The sequence below is a fragment of the Domibacillus robiginosus genome, assembly GCF_000966195.1.
GTDB lineage: Bacteria > Bacillota > Bacilli > Bacillales > Domibacillaceae > Domibacillus > Domibacillus robiginosus.
In genome coordinates this window covers 236,960-253,407 of sequence record NZ_LAHL01000011.1, presented here as the reverse complement: position 1 = coordinate 253,407, position 16,448 = coordinate 236,960, and the positions used below count along the sequence as shown (strand labels likewise).

Annotated in this window: 17 protein-coding genes and 1 pseudogene; 7 read left to right on the top strand and 11 right to left on the bottom strand. The window is 34.4% G+C overall.

What is annotated here, in order from left to right:
* Positions 1–160: 160 nt before the first annotated feature.
* The 4 genes from VP97_RS23780 to VP97_RS08355 form a co-directional block, all read right to left on the bottom strand.
* Positions 161–283 carry a DUF4275 family protein gene (locus tag VP97_RS23780; protein WP_245629864.1) on the bottom strand — a complete coding sequence of 41 codons (123 nt, stop codon included), beginning with the start codon at positions 281–283 and terminating at the stop codon, positions 161–163.
* 26 nt (positions 284–309) lie between these two features.
* Complete coding sequence (locus VP97_RS08365) at positions 310–1,452, bottom strand: hypothetical protein (protein WP_050181302.1); 1,143 nt, start codon at positions 1,450–1,452, stop codon at positions 310–312.
* A gap of 249 nt (positions 1,453–1,701) precedes the next feature.
* Entirely contained in the window at positions 1,702–2,061 is a 360-nt protein-coding gene (locus VP97_RS08360) for a DUF7674 family protein (protein ID WP_050181301.1), read from the bottom strand.
* A 253-nt stretch (positions 2,062–2,314) separates the two neighbouring features.
* A complete protein-coding gene (locus VP97_RS08355) occupies positions 2,315–3,412 on the bottom strand; it encodes a type I restriction endonuclease (protein ID WP_050181299.1) in 1,098 nt (365 codons plus the stop codon).
* Positions 3,413–4,229: 817 nt separating this feature from the next.
* Here VP97_RS08355 and VP97_RS08350 point away from each other — a divergent pair.
* Positions 4,230–5,159, top strand: coding sequence for a hypothetical protein (locus VP97_RS08350; RefSeq protein WP_156153446.1), 930 nt, complete (start codon positions 4,230–4,232; stop codon positions 5,157–5,159).
* Between the two features lie 190 nt (positions 5,160–5,349).
* Here VP97_RS08350 and VP97_RS08345 read toward each other — a convergent pair whose 3' ends face one another.
* The 4 genes from VP97_RS08345 to VP97_RS08330 form a co-directional block, all read right to left on the bottom strand.
* Positions 5,350–5,778, bottom strand: a complete 429-nt coding sequence (locus VP97_RS08345; RefSeq protein WP_050181297.1) for a hypothetical protein — start codon at positions 5,776–5,778, stop codon at positions 5,350–5,352.
* 25 nt (positions 5,779–5,803) lie between these two features.
* Complete coding sequence (locus VP97_RS08340; RefSeq protein WP_050181296.1) at positions 5,804–6,076, bottom strand: DUF1871 family protein; 273 nt, start codon at positions 6,074–6,076, stop codon at positions 5,804–5,806.
* Between the two features lie 47 nt (positions 6,077–6,123).
* A complete protein-coding gene (locus VP97_RS08335; protein ID WP_050181294.1) occupies positions 6,124–6,438 on the bottom strand; it encodes a hypothetical protein in 315 nt (104 codons plus the stop codon).
* A gap of 155 nt (positions 6,439–6,593) precedes the next feature.
* Entirely contained in the window at positions 6,594–7,055 is a 462-nt protein-coding gene (locus tag VP97_RS08330; RefSeq protein ID WP_050181293.1) for a hypothetical protein, read from the bottom strand.
* 329 nt (positions 7,056–7,384) lie between these two features.
* Here VP97_RS08330 and VP97_RS08325 point away from each other — a divergent pair, with 329 nt between their 5' ends.
* The 3 genes from VP97_RS08325 (at position 7,385) to VP97_RS08315 (ending at position 11,279) form a co-directional block, all read left to right on the top strand.
* Entirely contained in the window at positions 7,385–8,302 is a 918-nt protein-coding gene (locus tag VP97_RS08325; RefSeq protein WP_050181291.1) for a DMT family transporter, read from the top strand.
* 502 nt (positions 8,303–8,804) lie between these two features.
* Positions 8,805–9,260: a Panacea domain-containing protein gene (locus VP97_RS08320; RefSeq protein ID WP_050181290.1), complete on the top strand. Its 456-nt coding sequence runs from the start codon at positions 8,805–8,807 to the stop codon at positions 9,258–9,260.
* Between the two features lie 60 nt (positions 9,261–9,320).
* Positions 9,321–11,279 carry a hypothetical protein gene (locus VP97_RS08315; protein ID WP_050181289.1) on the top strand — a complete coding sequence of 653 codons (1,959 nt, stop codon included), beginning with the start codon at positions 9,321–9,323 and terminating at the stop codon, positions 11,277–11,279.
* Positions 11,280–11,642: 363 nt separating this feature from the next.
* Here the strand turns inward: VP97_RS08315 and VP97_RS08310 are convergent, their stop codons facing one another.
* Entirely contained in the window at positions 11,643–11,864 is a 222-nt protein-coding gene (locus VP97_RS08310) for a hypothetical protein (RefSeq protein ID WP_050181288.1), read from the bottom strand.
* Between the two features lie 224 nt (positions 11,865–12,088).
* On the opposite strand from VP97_RS08310, the gene VP97_RS08305 reads away from it, so the two are divergent.
* Positions 12,089–12,319, top strand: a complete 231-nt coding sequence (locus VP97_RS08305; protein WP_050181287.1) for a helix-turn-helix domain-containing protein — start codon at positions 12,089–12,091, stop codon at positions 12,317–12,319.
* Between the two features lie 990 nt (positions 12,320–13,309).
* Complete coding sequence (locus VP97_RS23775; protein WP_156153445.1) at positions 13,310–13,477, top strand: hypothetical protein; 168 nt, start codon at positions 13,310–13,312, stop codon at positions 13,475–13,477.
* Positions 13,478–13,497: 20 nt separating this feature from the next.
* Here the strand turns inward: VP97_RS23775 and VP97_RS08300 are convergent, their stop codons facing one another.
* Both VP97_RS08300 and VP97_RS08295 read right to left on the bottom strand, forming a co-directional pair.
* Complete coding sequence (locus VP97_RS08300) at positions 13,498–13,761, bottom strand: hypothetical protein (RefSeq protein ID WP_050181285.1); 264 nt, start codon at positions 13,759–13,761, stop codon at positions 13,498–13,500.
* Positions 13,761–14,978: a hypothetical protein gene (locus tag VP97_RS08295; protein ID WP_050181284.1), complete on the bottom strand. Its 1,218-nt coding sequence runs from the start codon at positions 14,976–14,978 to the stop codon at positions 13,761–13,763. Before VP97_RS08295 ends, VP97_RS08300 begins: the two co-directional genes overlap by 1 nt.
* A gap of 291 nt (positions 14,979–15,269) precedes the next feature.
* On the opposite strand from VP97_RS08295, the pseudogene VP97_RS08290 reads away from it, so the two are divergent.
* Positions 15,270–16,247 (top strand): annotated as a pseudogene (locus tag VP97_RS08290) (replication-associated recombination protein A); the annotation flags it as partial.
* Positions 16,248–16,448 lie beyond the last annotated feature (201 nt).

Here is a 16,448-nt window from a genome sequence, read left to right as displayed (position 1 = left end):
GTTGGGTGAAGAGCACCTATATAAAAACCAGTTTTTTACATTAGATTCTGTTAAAATTTAATGTTGATAATTGGATAAAACAAAGGGAAACCCAATTTCTAAAGGTTTCCCATTTTTGTGCTGCAACTAACGCCCCGGTTACTTGAATAAGATGGATTTGCTAATCCTCATTTAGCTGATAGAAGTATGGTCCACAATATTCTTCATGAGTAAGAACATAGGTCCATGTAAAATCGGTATCAACTACATAAACATCTTCTAAAAAATCGTCAACATCTTTTATTAGGTCTCGGCTTTGGGAGAAGGCTATTAGTCAAAGCCCATTCCCTTCTCATCTTGAATTTTAGACGCAGATTTTAATGTTCCACTAGCATCAATTCTTTCGAATTTTATTTTCTTTCCATATTTAAGACTAAGTTGTTGGGCTTCTCCATATAAAGGTTTCGCTTGTTCATAGATTTCATGTGTATAGCAAACTAAAACAAAATATCCATAGTCAATTTTTTCAGTTAACAAATAAGCAGGTAACTGATAAGTCAATCCATCTTTGTATCTTTCGTGACTTCCCAATTTAATTTCTATTAAGGCTCTATAATCTGAACCAATAGAAAGGTAAAAATCAACGCTTCCTCTTCCGGTATCCACTTCTCTTGTTATTAATATTCCGGTATTTTTCAGTCCTAAATTAGCTACTAAATCAAAAATAACTTGTACGTGTTTTTCTTTATACTGTCCTATTTCATTATTGATAAGAATGTGTCCTTTTTTATGTACTATGTGATGCTTAAATGTTTCAACTAAATCATCTACTTTTTCATAGAAATCATCTTTAGTGCTTACAGTTTCTGTTACTTCTAAAACGCCTGTACCATTTTCTTCTGAATTCAGATAGTCCTTAATTTTATTGTACTCCAATAAGATGTCATCAGGTAACAAATCTGTGTAGTAGTCTAAATCAATATGAAAAACCTTCGATACTGTCCCTGGACTTTTCTTAAATATTTCAAACATCTCCGCAACCTGGAGAAAATCTAAATCTTCAAAACAAATTCCTTTTAAATCTTCAAGTGTTTTAATACTGTTTAATACTTTTAATTCCTCTTCATGGAGATTGCTTGTATCCTTTTTTTCTAAAGATTTTTTGATTATGTCGGAAGGAGAAAAAGGTTCATCTGTAACATCAAGGACCCAATCTAAAATATGGTATATAACATACTCTTTTAAAGGAGAAAATTCATGGTTAAATTTATCAGTGATTTCATTACGAAGCTTTTTTAAAAAAGCTATACCATAATCTTCGTCATCTTGTTTATGTAACGGAAATACTGTTCCAAGCACTTCTTCATAATAAAGCCCGCTTCCTGTACGGTCAAAAAAATTAAACGCTCCTTCTAATACTTCATGAATAACCTCTCTAAAGATTTTAGAATTTTGAGGACATATATCTAACATTATTTACCTCCACTTTAATTAAGAAAACATCTTAATGAGCTTTCTTATCAGCATAATTAATTTTATTATCACTCTTTTTAGCATATTGTGAATATTATTTTTTTCTAAGCATAGGTTGGAGAAAATTTATAATTTTAACATATATATCTTAGTTTAACTGTTAATAGCAAGTTTTGTTTATAGCAGTATGTTTTTTTGAATATAAAAAAGCTGAAAATATGGGGATATTAAACAAAAGCCCCCGTTAGTTTAATATCTCCCCCAAAATTTTTCAATTTCATCTGATGCTTTTTTTGTTTCAAAACCCATATATTTATGTGCTTTTTCTAGCGCCTGCTTGGAATCCCCAAGTCTCCCAAGAATGGTGGCACTTAATAGTTCTTTAACGTAATCATCGCCTTGAATTGCCATCTGCTCAAAGAAATCAAATAAACGTTCTATCTTAGGTATTTCCTTATCTTCCTCAATAAGCTTTATAAAATATTCATTGCACTCACCAAAGAATATATGGTTTAGGATTTCATCATTAAAAACAATGTGTTCTTGTAAGATAGGCTTATACTCCTCAAAGTGTTCAATAAAGATTTTTGCTAAGTTTTTTTCATCCATCTTTTTCTCCCTTTTGAACAAACTTTAACCATTGTCACTCTCTAGTTTATATAAGATTTCCTTGTTAAACTAACCTGTCCTTTAATTCAATAAAAAAGAGGTGCCGCAGCACCTTCTATTCTTAAACATAAGCCTCCGTTAGTTCAACAAGAAACCATGTCATAACTCATAAGTTGTGACACCGTTTGTTGAATAAATTTTTTATCTTAAAAATGTATTAATTCAAAAGAGGCTCTAAACAAATTTTCTTACGTTATTTAAATTGTTTTACAACATTTAAAATTTCATCTTTGTAGAGCATTATATCGTTTACGCTTTGTAATTTATGAGTTGTTTTCAATTCATCGTTTAGTTGAATATACTTGTTGCTTGTATTGAAACCTAATCTACAAATCCATTTTCGTATGCTGTCATCGAGTAAAACGTTAAAGTAGCTTTTGTTATCCCGGTAATAAATTCGGTTAGCTTCTATTTCCTCTTTTAGCAGCAATTTAATTAAAACGTACCCTTCTATCTCTTCTTCGGTCGTCACAACTAACGGCTCATCCGCTACTTTTTCAAGTTCATCAATCAAAGCTTCTTCGGAAGGAGCTGATGGCTCAGTATTCACTTTATCAGTCGGAGCTTCTTCTCCAGTCGTCGAACTTAGGGCCTTTTGTAGCTTATCATTTACCTTTTCGTTAACAAATTGGTTTAATGATTTCTTTATGATGTCTCTGAAGTTATCAATTACTTTTTTTGTTTTTACCCCTTGATAAACGTCACTTAAAAGGAACTTAATAAATTCTTCGTCAGGCTCTTCCCATTGCTGCGCCAAAAACTTTTTAATTTCGCTCGTGTACTTTAACTCCGATGCTGTTGTTAAGACGTTTTCAATATTAAAAAAGTTCTTTCGGAATTTTGCTAACTCCATCAAGTGAATATCACGTGGTTCAAGCAAATTGAAAATAAAAAATGGCTTTTCATCCATTTTATTTGGCTCTTCTAAATCAGTAAAAAACTTGTATTCAATTCCGTTGGTTAAGATGGCGAATTTAGCTTTGGTTGTTCCAAAATATCGGAACAATTGGGAATCATGTTTATGGAGCTTCTCATGAACACATTTCGCTTCAATCAAAATTACAGGATTTGGACCCTCCATAATTGCGTAATCAATTTTTTCGCCTTTTTTAATCCCAACGTCCGCGATAAACTCAGGCACTAATTCTTCGGGGTTAAAAATATCGTATCCTAACGCTTGAATTAAGGGCATAACTAAGGAAGTTTTAGTTGCTTCTTCAGTTTGGATATTATCTTTAATTTTTTCTACTCTACTTGAAAGGCTCTTAACCTGTTGAATAAATTGTTCCACTTTGCTTCCTCCCATGCTATAACATTCTTTCGGAAAAAATTAACTATGAAAATTATAGCAGATAATGTCGGTTTATTCATTATAGTAAAAAACAAATAACTCCCGCAGACTTAGCTGCCCAAGTTATTTGTTTTTATTATTCTTTAATTCTTCTAGGTACTTTTTCTGCAACAAAAAAAGGAGCTATACACAGCTCCTTTCCTTTCACTAAAGCATCCCGTTAGTTGAAAATTACTAACTAAGAATCCCTTGTAGCCTTTCCTATACCCAAACAAGTGTCACAATCCGCGATATAAACTGATTCAATACTTGAAGTAAAAATTCCTCTACCTGAGCAAGCGGGACATATTCCCTTTTGAATTTTTTTCTCTCTTCGTTTTTGTTTTTGATTCCTAAAGAAAGTTAACGGCATGTGAGCACCTCCAAACTTTACCCCTAGTATCAATTAGTTACGTTTTTTGATACTACGGAAGCTAATTTAGCTAAACTGCCCAGCTCAATAAGAAAACAATAACTTTTTACTCCTAATTGTTATAGTCCCTCTTCTCAAACATTGATTTATAACATAACAAATAAGACCCGTACTTGAGATGAATGAGTACGGGTTTCTTCTATATTTAAAATGCCACTTTTGAATAATACTACATTTAAAGGAAAGCCTTTTATTGTAATTAATTTTTTTGTAAGGAGGTAAATCACTATGCCCATCGGCAACCCAGTTAGTGGAGCAGAACGGCGTTTAAGAGAGGCAGCTGCTCGGGCGGCTACGGCGGCTGCAGAAGCAGAGCGGCGTTTAAGAGAGGCAGCTGCAGCGGCGGTGGCTGCAGAAGCAGAACGGCGTTTAAGAGAAGAGGCTGCAGCCGCGGCCGCAGAAGCAGAACGGCGTTTAAGAGAAGAAGCTGCAGCGGCGGCTGCAGAAGCAGAACGGCGTTTAAGAGAAGAAGCTGCAGCGGCGGCTGCAGAAGCAGAACGGCGTTTAAGAGAAGAAGCTGCAGCGGTGGCTGCGGCGGCGGCCGCAGAAGCAGAACGGCGTTTAAGAGAAGAAGTTGCAGCGGCGGCTGCGGCTGCGGCCGCAGAAGCAGAACGACGTTTAAGAGAAGAAGTGACACGTGGAGTAAATGAAGCTAAAAATAGGATTCAAGATGCAATTAATAGTGGAGCTGACAGTCTTAACCCTCAGGATGTGGCTAAGGTATTAGAACATTTCAAAGAACATATTCCTCTTGAAATTACTGAAAAAGGAAAAGAATATGTAGCTAAGTTGGATGAGGTAAAAAACAAGCTTCAAGAACTCCAAAGCGCTTTAGATATCAACACCATAAAGAGGGAAATACTACACAAAGCAGAGGAGTTTTGTGAAGCATACCTAAAAGAAAAGCTTGGATTTCTTCCGTCTATCAGTTTAAAGGGCATTCCTAAAGTGAAATTAGATTTTAACGGTCAAGAGATAACGGCAGATATTAAGGTTTTTATAATGCCTAGTGACCGTGAAGAGAGTGAATATGAAAGTCAATGGTTAGTATCATTGAATGTAAATATAACGCAAGATGTAACAAAGCTAGAGGTGCCTGAGTTTGTATTAAATATTGAACCAAATCGAGATTGGGCACAAGACAGACTTGAGGAAATAAGACAACAATTAGAAAATAAAAAGGATGAATTGATTGCCCAGCTTATTGCCTCGATTTTGCAGGATTATATGCCACCTTTAAGAGCACTAAATGAAGCGATTAAATTGTTTAAATAATCGATATAGAGGCACCTGTAATCGCTGAGTGGCAACAACAGTTACCTCAATACAAAAACAACATTATTTACAACTGTTTATTATAGACCTCGTTCTCAATTGTTAGTTTTTAACGTAACGAAAAACAACAAAAAAGACCGAAAAAAAAAATCGGTCTTTTTTGTATGTCGCCTTGAACTAACGCACCCCGTTAGCTTAATAAGAAACTGTCCCATATAGTTTCATCAACCATAAAAAATCCCTCGTGTGAGCATACAGCCAATATACATTTATCATTTTGATAAAACATTAAGTCTTCTGACAGTTCTGGGCTAATCCAATCAAAAAGAGAATTGCTACGTTCTTTCAAAAATTGCCTTGTAGCATTATTCAACTGAAAATAAAAAACGTATGCTGTACCTCCAGAAAGTTTTGTGGTTTCCCATTTTCGTTGAATTTTCCTTTCAAGCAAATGTCCTTTAATATCGACCGTCAAATTATCAATATAGGCAAGACGCTCTTCTTCATTCTCCATCATTTGTCTATTCTCAACAAAAGCAAAACGATTACAATGTTTTGCTAGTAAATTTATTAATTGTTTATAGGATTTGCCTTTTACATTTTCAGTTATCATTAGCATATTAATTTCTCCTCATCACACTACATTAGTTGAAGAGCTCTTTTAAAATTTTATCAGCAATCAATAAGCAATCTTTAGATTTTTTATAGTCACCTTCGAAAGCTTTATTAATAGTTTCAGCTAATTCTTCAGCATTATTCACACGAAGAGCTGCCGATGCAATTCGTTGAATTTCAAATTCGTATTCATCATCTGGACAATCAAGAGCCAGCAAGTCCATAGGGTCCCATTCATTAATTATCTTTCCGACTACTTGCAAGGCCTTCTTAAATCTGTCTTTAAGGTGTTTATGCGCCAACCGACTTCCCCTTTCACTCATTAATAATCATTCTATATCTTTTTAAATTAATCTTCCCGGCTAGTTCGGTAGGGATATAACACTTTATCTACCCAATTACAGAACATTTCATAGGCTTCTTCATCTGTTTTAACGTTATACAAGAACACCCCTATAACGTCATCGTAATAATGTCCTTTGTCTCCAAATAATGCTTTTAACTCTTCATCATCTTTAAAATCATCAAAAAATATATCCATTGTTTTATCTTGTCGTTCCCAAGCAATCGCCTCAACGAAAGGAGTAGATTCGTCTTTATAATTGTCTATATGCAGGTGCTTGCCAGTATAATTCATACTGGCAAAATATCCAGTTTCATTCATACCCACACCTCCTAATAGTATGAAGATTATTATACCTCTTATTGAACTAACCTGCCCCTTTAATTCAATAAAAAAGAGGTGCCGCAGCTACCCCCATTTTTCATTTCAAGCACCCAAGAGTTTAAGAACAATTCTTCGTAATCTGCTGGTTTCCCTTACTCTTGTTTAACATTTCTTTGTAATATCGAAATGCTTGGAGGTTCAGTCGATACCACATCAATTATATGGTTTAAAGCATTTATCCCATAATGTTTGAACGGCCCAGGATATATATCGTCAGCTATGGTGCCGACTTCAATAAAGTCGAGGTATCTAGATTTTGAATAAAGTGAAAAAGCCGTTCCTTTGTAAACCTCGCACTCATCCATTACAGTAAAACTCTCGTTTCTAACTGAATATGCAATGTACCAATCAAATTTAAGTCGAATAATTGGAAGGGTGTCGTCTACATCAATCAAACCATAGGACGTGAAAGTACCTTCTCTTGTTTTTTCATCAACTATAATTCCATTGTTTTTACAGCGGTCAATGTCCACTATTAACGTGTTATCTTCAGGTTCAAATATTGAGTTTAAATAAATATAACCCTGATATTGAAGCAATTCAGAGTAATTCATAAAATCCCCCCCTTTTTCTGAACTGTTCTGTTCCTTTAATTCAATAAAAAAGAGATGCTGCTACACCTTCTGTTCTTAAACATAAGCCCCCCGTTACTTTAAGTATAATCTTTCACAATCTCCATTCAAATTCAGGTTGATTAATGATTTGATTCTGTTAGTATTTACTTATTATTGAATCTTACAAGGAGTTGATATTTATGTTTTTAGCACCTTTATTTGAAAATGATGTACCAGTAGCACTCTCCTGCTCTTAATGGAGAGAAAACGCGAATAACTGCTTCTCTCCGTTAGGGCGTAGCTAGCCTAATAAAACGGAGGGTAAAAACATGAAAAATACACTTATTGGTTCATTATTTTTAATACTGGCTTCAAGCATTTGGGGAGGTATGTATGTTGTCGTAAAAGTAGTAGTGGCAGTTATTCCGCCATTAGAACTTGTATGGCTGCGTTATCTTATCGCGCTTGTTGCGTTAGTATGTATTGGACTTGTTACTAAGCAAAATTGGAAAATTAAAAGAGAACATATCGGGGTTATAATGGCAATTTCGATTGTAGGATATGTCATTTCTATTGTCACACAAGAAACAGGTACCATGCTTTCTAGTGCACAAATGGGAGCGATTATTACTGCTACCACACCAGCATTCATGGTGGTATTTGCTAGCTTAATTTTGAAAGAACAATTAACGTTTAAGAAAGCTATTTCTGTAAGTTTAGCTACTATTGGTGTCATTATTATTGTTGGAATTGATGATATTGACATGTCTAGTATGTTAGGAGGCATCTCGCTTACCATAGCTGCTTTAACCTGGGCACTGATGTCTGTTCTTGTGAAATGCTTGCCTAGTGATTATTCACAAATCGTGGTAAACACTTATGCTACTTTAATTGCTTTTGTTGTTCTAACTCCTTTTGTTATCACAAGATTACCTAAATTAGATATGAACGAATTAACGGACCCCACTATCTGGGGAGGGTTGCTCTATTTAGGAATAGTATCAACTGCTATTGCATTTCTATTGTGGAATCGTGGGCTGCAAATACTAAATGCCTCTGGTGGAGGGATTTTCTTTTTTTTCCAACCTGTTGTTGGGACACTATTAGGGTGGCTGATACTAAATGAAACTATTAGCGCAACCTTTTGGGTAGGTTCTGTTTTAATTCTTTTTGGGGTGTTAATCGTTATTAAAGACCGCCAAAGAGAGCAAAGCTATTTATCATCCCAACAAACAGAAAAATTTTAAGTGACTGTTTAGAAGAATTCCCAAGAACACAAATGATACGTTCATTTGTGTTCTTTTTTATTGTTCTTCCACTAACCTGCCCCGTTAGCCATCCATGTAGCGCAAAACCAGCGCTACACCACAGATAATGAAAATGGATGCAGAACGGGTAATGAATGGGCTGCGTCTAATTTAGTATGGCCATTTTATGAAGTTAGAGAGTTGAATTTTCATGGGAGTTCAATAAGGATTACGCATTAGATTTTGATAAGCACAAGCTATCCCATGTTTCTGTCATTTCAAATACAAATAACGTTAATTATTACTATGTTGAATTTTTACCTTTCACTTGTATAAGTAGTCACGGATAATTCCTCTTTTTTTAATTACAAACAAAACCATTAAACGCAGGCAAAGTAAATACAATAAAAATTATAGAACAAATTTTCTGTAATTTTAAAATGTGAAGTGACAATCCTTCTTTCTTATTATAAAATGAAATTACAGGAAGGAGGAGTATATTATGCCAAAAGCGACAGATGTAGCTGCTTACTTGTTAAGCTTAAGTAAACCAAATACCCCTTGGGCAGTAACTCCGTTAAAACTTCAAAAGCTGTTATATTATTGTCAAGGATGGCATATGGCCTTTAGTAATGGTGAAGCTTTGTTTGAAGATGATATTGTAGCATGGGAACATGGTCCCGTTGTCCGAGATATTTATTTTGAATATAAGGATTATAGGTATTTAACTATCCCAGCCAAGCCTTTTCACAACAAAACAAAAAAAGGCAAGCCTATCTTTACAAAAAGACAACAGGAGATATTAAATTCAGTTTGGGATGCTTATGGTCAATATGATGGAAAGTATCTTGAAGAGCTTACTCATCAAGAGAAACCATGGCTTACTACACCAAGAGATAGCATTATACAAAAAAGAAAAATTTCAAAATTCTTTTTCCAATTAGCTCAAGAAGCATAAAAATGTAATTAGGAGACGAGATATTCTCGTCTCTTTTGTCATTCAAAGGAGAACTGCATAATGTGGGGTTGGCTTACTAATCGTATTAAAAAAAGAATAGATACCGAGAAAGTAAAGGAGAAATTTTCTTCGACAACTATTAGGGAGAAAAAGACAACCCTTTCTCGATTTACTTTTACTTCTATAATGTATTATCGTTCAAAATTGATAAAAAATACTATATCGGAAAATACACATATTACTCTTGTTTTTTTGTATTTACTCTTCTTAATTTTTTATTTTTTAATTCCACCAATAAACAACGCAGCTTCAGATGAAACAAAGCAGTTTTTCGACGAAGCACTTACCTCCGGTGGATTTAAAGGATTTGGTGACGAAACAATCAGATATATTATAATTACTGTCACTAGTTCTCTAGCGCTTGTACTATCTATTTTGTCCGCAATGTATGTCTTTACTCACCGAGAGCAAAAAACTATATCACCTTCCGTATCAAATGTAACCAGAAAAAACGGGCTTGTGGTTTTTGTGGTGCTTATGGTTATATTTTCGATGATAACAGGTTATACGCTTTCCGCTAACATGGATTCTTTAATGAAACAAGAGGAATATGCTAATCAACACCCTTTGCATGTTACAAATGTTCTATTTTACAAAATTTGCGCTTGGATTGCGATAATTATTTCAGCAACAACATTTGTTGTTGAGCTAATCAGGTACCTTTTTATTTCAATGAATCCAGACAAAATGTTAAAGAATTCAATTATGCAAATAGCTAAAAATCTAAATATCCTTACAGGATTCTATACGAGAAAAAAATTCAATAACTTGTTAATAGAGTTATATAAGACCTTCCATCATAATATTGAAAGCATTTTTCAAAACTTGAAGTTCCTTGGAGACCATAATATGAACAAGGATTTCGACGAAAATGTAGCTGCTCTTTCTGAAATAATAAAAAAATTAAAAGGTGGAAATTCCAGATACGATGTTGAAAATGTTGCGAGTCATTTATTAGAAAGAGATGGCTTGCACTTTGTAGGCATTTATAATTCCTTATTAAGAAATACTTTATCTTTACTTATCCACTTATACAAAAACAATCATTTTAATAAAGGAAAAGAATTGACTCGGTTGTATTTCTTAATGTTTCTAGATGGAGAAGACAGTTTAAAACAACATTTCACATTAAGTCTTAATGAATTTTTAGATTCTTTAGACACATCTAATGAAAGGCAACTAAGAGATTTTCTAAACGGGTTAAAAAACCTACCTGAAGATAGCACTTTAATAATTTACAAAAACCTTATTCAAAAACTTGTTGTTAAAAAAAATGCCGAAATGCTGACAACGGTAGTTTATGATTTTAAAGAACATATAATCGATGGAAAGACTAAACGACCGAAGGCAATAGTAAAGCCTATGTTTAAAGCTATAGCAGCACAAAATCAAAAAAATCTTAAAAAGTCTGCTATTGTCATCTTATTGCAGTCTTTAGTAAAAGCTATAGAAGTTTCACACTATGGAACAGTTGGATTCTTAGTAAAATATTTAGTGACAAACTTTACAGGCGAAGAAATTAATAATGCTTATCAACGCTTAAAACAAGCACCTCTTTCCTTCACTACTATATTTGAATCTATTGATGAGCCTGACAATGTTAGTGATGAAAATACAGAAATTGGATTAATCGGTATTAACATTGAAACATTTGATTATTGTTGTAAAAAAATGGTCATTTTGCTTTATGGTCAACAAAAATATGTAATTAAAGAGGCTTTGTGGTTTGTTGAGGATGACGATAGCTTTAAGACCTTTATAGAGATGGATAATGAATTTGAAAATTGCCCTTATTCAAGCTATATTTTTAAAAAGATTGAAAGTTCCTCTACAAAATATGGACTTTTATTTTTTAAGGACAAAGAGATAATGAAGGATATTCGGGATAAATTAAAATTAAAATCTCTAGATGAATCAGATGGAAAATCGCCATCGGAGTCAAGTTCTCTTGAAGTTTAATGTAGCAGAAGAACATAACGAGTTATTGGCGTTACACAGGTAAATCCTGCTAATTCAGTTTTCAGAAATAGAAAAAGGATGATTTGATGAAAAAATACGGCAATTTTAAGCCATTAAAAAAGTTAGTGAAGAACCCTGGAAAGATAATATCCAAAGAAACCTTTCATAATCAAGACGGAACCAAAGTAACAATTTATACTATCGAAAAGAAATAATTGAATAAAGTATCACTTTAATTTTAAAGCACAACTTAAAGGCAGCTTACTTGAATGGGCCGGCTAAATATTTAGCCGGCCCATTCAAGTAAGCTGCCTTTTTAGAAAAAATCGTATTAACCTTTAACTAATCTAAAAAAACACGTGATTAAATCTGTTTTCTTATTTCTTTAATTTCTTTATCAAATTCAGCTAACCTTTGCCAAAAATATTTAATATCTGTTTTTAACTCAAATAATGCACTTGATGTATCAAATTCTCGGTACTCCACCAACAGTTTTATTATTTCTAATAAATATTCCTCATTCTCATTTAGATTCTTTTGTTCAACCTCATCGACAAGACGCTTTAATTGTAATGTTAAAAACATGTGCTTACTCCTTTTAATGTATTCTTAACAGGCAATCAACATAAATTTAACTACCGCTAAATTTCACTTAATTAAGCTTTCAAAAATAACCTCTCTTAATTATGACTATAGTCTACAAATAATGCAATAAAAAAAACTAATTCCTACGAATACTATAGTCCGTGGACTATTTGTAACATTAATATGAAAATCAATTTATTACCTTTAGTAAAGAGGAGTTTTTTATGACTATAGAGGAAGGGTTTGGCCTAATATTAAAGAAATATAGAAATCAAAGTGGCCTTTCACAAGAAGCCTTAGCATTTAAAAGCGGCCTAGATAGAACATATATTAGTTTATTGGAAAGAGGAAAGCGAAAACCAACTATTAATACTATCTTTTCCATTGCAATAATTTTGAATGAAAGACCAAGCAAGTTAATAAAAGAGTTGGAGGATTTATTAGATGCTGTGTGATATCCTCTTATTTGAGGTTACCTCCATTAACACTCTGTTAGCACAATAGAAGTTCTAAGCGAATGCTTTTAGAGAACCTTGGGCTGAACCTTTCAACAGGTCTTTTCAAATATGGTATCTATACACACGAAAGGAATGCCCGTCAGAAGCTAAATCAGCGGTTGCACATCAGAAATTTTAGGTATTAAAAAAGAGAATCCAAAAAGGTTCTCTTTTGTTCTTTGGTAAGGAAAAATATAGATTTTGATTGTCCTGGTGAAAATGTAGCTAACCGAGCCTACAATTTTTGGCAGCTGACAATTACCGAAATTCTTTTCCTAGTGTTTTGTAAGCAAATTTGCTTTTTAGGTCAATGTATTAGAACAGCTCAAAAAATATAACAAAAAAAGTTGGTATTATCCCTCCTCTATGTCCTCTTCACAACTTTCTCTCCTCAAGGCAGTTAAGACCTTCAGTTTAGTCAGATATATGTACTAGCGTCGTCATTAATAAAAAAACTGCAACAGTGTCTTTAAATATTACTAATAAAAATTTAACTGTGTCTTGATTTACTGCTCCTTTTTTGACTTTGTTTCTTGAGTCTAGATAACGACGGTCGACCGAGGTATAAGGTTCCTTTTTTCCATTGTCCAGATAGGGCTTTCGGTATTTTCTATTCATTCACCCATCTTATGCACTTTCATATATTGCAGTATTTTACTTAGAGCCTTTGGTTTTTGGCTGCTTTGTGTGGATGATGCTTTCTTTATTCAATCTAAATTTTACATGTGGCATAAAAAGTTCTATCTCAAATACATGTGAAAATACCTTTAAAAAATTTTTTATCACAGTGCAAAGATTTAACACTTTTAGTCAATAATAAGTGTAATGAAGAACCTATGTGGTATAGATAATAATACATACACAGTCAACCAGAATTAAATGTTTTAAATAACAACTTCTAAAAAATGATGAAGAACCATAGCTTTAATCAAAAGTGAGGGGATGGATATGAGAAATGTTGATAAAGATAAATATTGGGGAATTAGTTATAAAGAAATGAAAACCTTGAATGAAATAGATAAAATACGAATGGATGAAATTTTAAGTACAGGTGAAAAAGTATCCAAACGATTTGATACGTTAATTGATTTGTTACGGTCTGGTTCAAAAAAATAACCCTCTCTTTTTTGAGAGGGTTATTTGTTATTCAGCAACTTAAGCAACGAGTCAAACCGTTCATCAATTTTATCTTGAAGTTCTAAAATATCATTTCGTTCATCCAATAACCTTGAATGTACAGCTTGTCCGCGAGGGCTAAGGGAATTCTCCTTAACATCAGCTACGCTGCTTTTAGTTCTAGCCGCACTCATCCTTGCTCTTTCCAAAGATTTCGTCCTTGCTTTTCTTCCGGTTTTTTTTGAGGAACGACTAACGCTACTAGTTTCCGCTAAATTAGGCATTATCTCTCTCCTCCTTCTGTAACTGCTGTACTTAAATTGCTGTACTTATGTTGTAAGTTAAGATGCAATTTAACAATTTCATAAACATTCTTACTAATTATGGTCTCTTCACTTATTATTTTATCATCTGTTGACAGGAATTTCATCCTGTTATCATCATCTGGATTTAATTTATAGCTAATTATCCATATAATATTTGATTTTAAGGTGACCTTAAAGCATGCAGTATTGCTCCCTTTAAAATGTGTAAAAGCGTGCGGACTATAATAAGAGCGGGAAACAGGGTCTGGCGATGAAGTTGACAACTGTACTATTTTGTTTGCGCCGGGTATTGTGTTTGGCTCAATTCGATTAGCAGTTGTTTGCCCATGTACTATTTTATAAATAGTATATTTGGGACTTATTAATCCTAAATCTAATTCAAAATTAGAAAAATTATTATTTAAAAAACATTCAGCGATTTTGAAAAAGTTACGTTGAAATACATCCAACATCTCGTTTAATCCTTGTTTCTCTTGGTTAAATTGCAGTGACTTTCTCTTTAATTCATCATATTCTTTCTTTAAATTAATAACCTCAGCGGTAGCTATTTCTAAAGTATCTGACATGTTATTTGATAAAACATATGCTTCAAGTTGCTTTAATTGAAAATATTCCCGAACAAAAGGCTCTATTTGAGCATATTCGTTTGGATTTACATGTCTATACAATCCAAGATTAAACATTGGATGAGTCCAATCCTTCATGTTTTTACGAGCATTTTTGATATGATAACAATGCAAAATAATATATACGATTAAATAAAAGGGAACAGTAACAAGGACAGCTAGTGCAATTTTATCGAGAACCTCTCCAAATTTACTTGAACCGTTGTTGGTGATAATGGCTTGGAATAAATCATTTTGGAACAAGTCCCAATTAGCCAAATATGAAGAAAATTTATCTGCAAGAGTTCCCATCACAATAAGTATTAAAAGGGCTACGAAACCGTGTAAAGCTTTAATGATATTGTTTTGTTTAAAAGTATTAAGCGTCAACTTACAGGGATTTGACATATATAACTTAAAGATAAATTTTTCCCAGTCTTGAGTTCCTTGAACTTTATGAAACTTATCAATCATCGGCTGATAAGAATTGCTCAGCAAATCAAGTTTCGTTTGAATGGCGATTTTTGAATCCTGTTGTTGCACATTCTGAACCAATGGTTGTTGAGACATTTACATAAACACCTATCCCTTATTATTTACTTCTGCTGAAGTCTAGTACATATTATAGCATGTAAAAAGTCTTATTAACAGATTTATTCAGCATGCCCATAAAATTCCTCACCGGAATAGGAATACGAAAATTAACCAATTTAAACAACGTGGTAACTGTATTAAACATGAATCACTTGGAATAACTTTGTGATGAATTTTAAGGCTATTAACCGTTTTAAATGGATAATATTAATACAAACCTTTATTTATAAGCTTTCTATCTTTTTATCCATTTGAAATAGGTATACAAAGGCCCACCGCCTTGACAAAGCCAAGCAGGATTATTTGCTGCCATTTTTGGAAAACGGGATGATTATTTTGATCGGCGCCACGACCAGCAACCCGTATCACGCTATTAATCCCGCAATCCGGAGCCGGTGCCAGATTTTCGAAGTAAAGCCGCTTGAGCCTGACTCAGTAAAGCGCCTGTTAAACGAAGCGCTGCGGGATAAAGAACGAGGGCTCGGCATGTTTAAAACAGAGGTAACCGATGAAGCACTTACTCATTTTGCCCAGGGCTCCGGTGGCGATGTTCGCAGCTCATTAAACGCACTTGAACTAGCTGTGTCGTCCACCAGGCCGAGTGCAACTGGTACGATTCATATCTCACTCCAAACGGCCGAGGAATGTCTTCAGCGAAAAAGTTTTGCCCATGACAAGGATGGCGATGCTCATTATGACGTATTAAGCGCATTTCAAAAATCCATCCGGGGCAGCGATGTGAATGCTGCTCTCCACTATCTCGCCCGCTTAATTGAAGCAGGCGATCTTGTTAGTATCGCCAGACGTCTTGTTGTGATTGCCTATGAAGATGTGGGCCTTGCCAGTCCACAGGCCGGAGAACGCACCCTTTCTGCTGTTGAGGCGGCAGAACGGCTCGGATTTCCAGAAGCACGCATCCCTCTCGCCAACGCAGTCATAGAGCTGTGCTTGTCACCGAAATCTAACTCTGCTTATAAAGCAATCGATGCGGCGCTCGCCGATGTACGTGCTGGACGTGCGGGCGCTGTGCCAGATCATTTAAAAGATGCACATTACAAAAGTGCTGCCAAGCTCGGCCATGGGGTTGGATATCAGTATCCACACGATTTTGATGGCGGCTGGGTCGCACAGTCTTATTTGCCAAGTACATTAAAGCAACGGCGTTATTTTGAACCAAAAGCAACCGGCAAATTCGAGCAGGCGCTGGCCGGTATATATGAAAAAATTGAAAGAAGCAAAAAATAACACGTCGGGAGTCCCGGCGTGTTATTTAATTTTGCATCATTATAAATGGAATATAAGCGGCAATATATAAAAGAAACAAAATCCCCGGCGTTTTCCACTTTATTCTACTCCAGCCTTTTGTGAAAAGCTGGTTTATAAAAGAAACACCGCTCGCTGCAAGACAAAGCATGGCGAAGATTAACAGAAGTTGAACCATTTTCC

What these genes read in the sequence shown, in the direction of transcription:
- VP97_RS08365 (WP_050181302.1), bottom strand. Translation starts at nt 1,452, where the DNA reads ATGTTAGATATATGTCCTCAAAATTCTAAAATCTTTAGAGAGGTTATT.
- VP97_RS08360 (WP_050181301.1), bottom strand. Translation starts at nt 2,061, where the DNA reads ATGGATGAAAAAAACTTAGCAAAAATCTTTATTGAACACTTTGAGGAG.
- VP97_RS08345 (WP_050181297.1), bottom strand. Translation starts at nt 5,778, where the DNA reads ATGCTAATGATAACTGAAAATGTAAAAGGCAAATCCTATAAACAATTA.
- VP97_RS08335 (WP_050181294.1), bottom strand. Translation starts at nt 6,438, where the DNA reads ATGAATGAAACTGGATATTTTGCCAGTATGAATTATACTGGCAAGCAC.
- VP97_RS08330 (WP_050181293.1), bottom strand. Translation starts at nt 7,055, where the DNA reads ATGAATTACTCTGAATTGCTTCAATATCAGGGTTATATTTATTTAAAC.
- VP97_RS08325 (WP_050181291.1), top strand. Translation starts at nt 7,385, where the DNA reads ATGAAAAATACACTTATTGGTTCATTATTTTTAATACTGGCTTCAAGC.
- VP97_RS08320 (WP_050181290.1), top strand. Translation starts at nt 8,805, where the DNA reads ATGCCAAAAGCGACAGATGTAGCTGCTTACTTGTTAAGCTTAAGTAAA.
- VP97_RS08315 (WP_050181289.1), top strand. Translation starts at nt 9,321, where the DNA reads ATGTGGGGTTGGCTTACTAATCGTATTAAAAAAAGAATAGATACCGAG.
- VP97_RS08310 (WP_050181288.1), bottom strand. Translation starts at nt 11,864, where the DNA reads ATGTTTTTAACATTACAATTAAAGCGTCTTGTCGATGAGGTTGAACAA.
- VP97_RS08305 (WP_050181287.1), top strand. Translation starts at nt 12,089, where the DNA reads ATGACTATAGAGGAAGGGTTTGGCCTAATATTAAAGAAATATAGAAAT.
- VP97_RS23775 (WP_156153445.1), top strand. Translation starts at nt 13,310, where the DNA reads ATGAGAAATGTTGATAAAGATAAATATTGGGGAATTAGTTATAAAGAA.
- VP97_RS08300 (WP_050181285.1), bottom strand. Translation starts at nt 13,761, where the DNA reads ATGCCTAATTTAGCGGAAACTAGTAGCGTTAGTCGTTCCTCAAAAAAA.
- VP97_RS08295 (WP_050181284.1), bottom strand. Translation starts at nt 14,978, where the DNA reads ATGTCTCAACAACCATTGGTTCAGAATGTGCAACAACAGGATTCAAAA.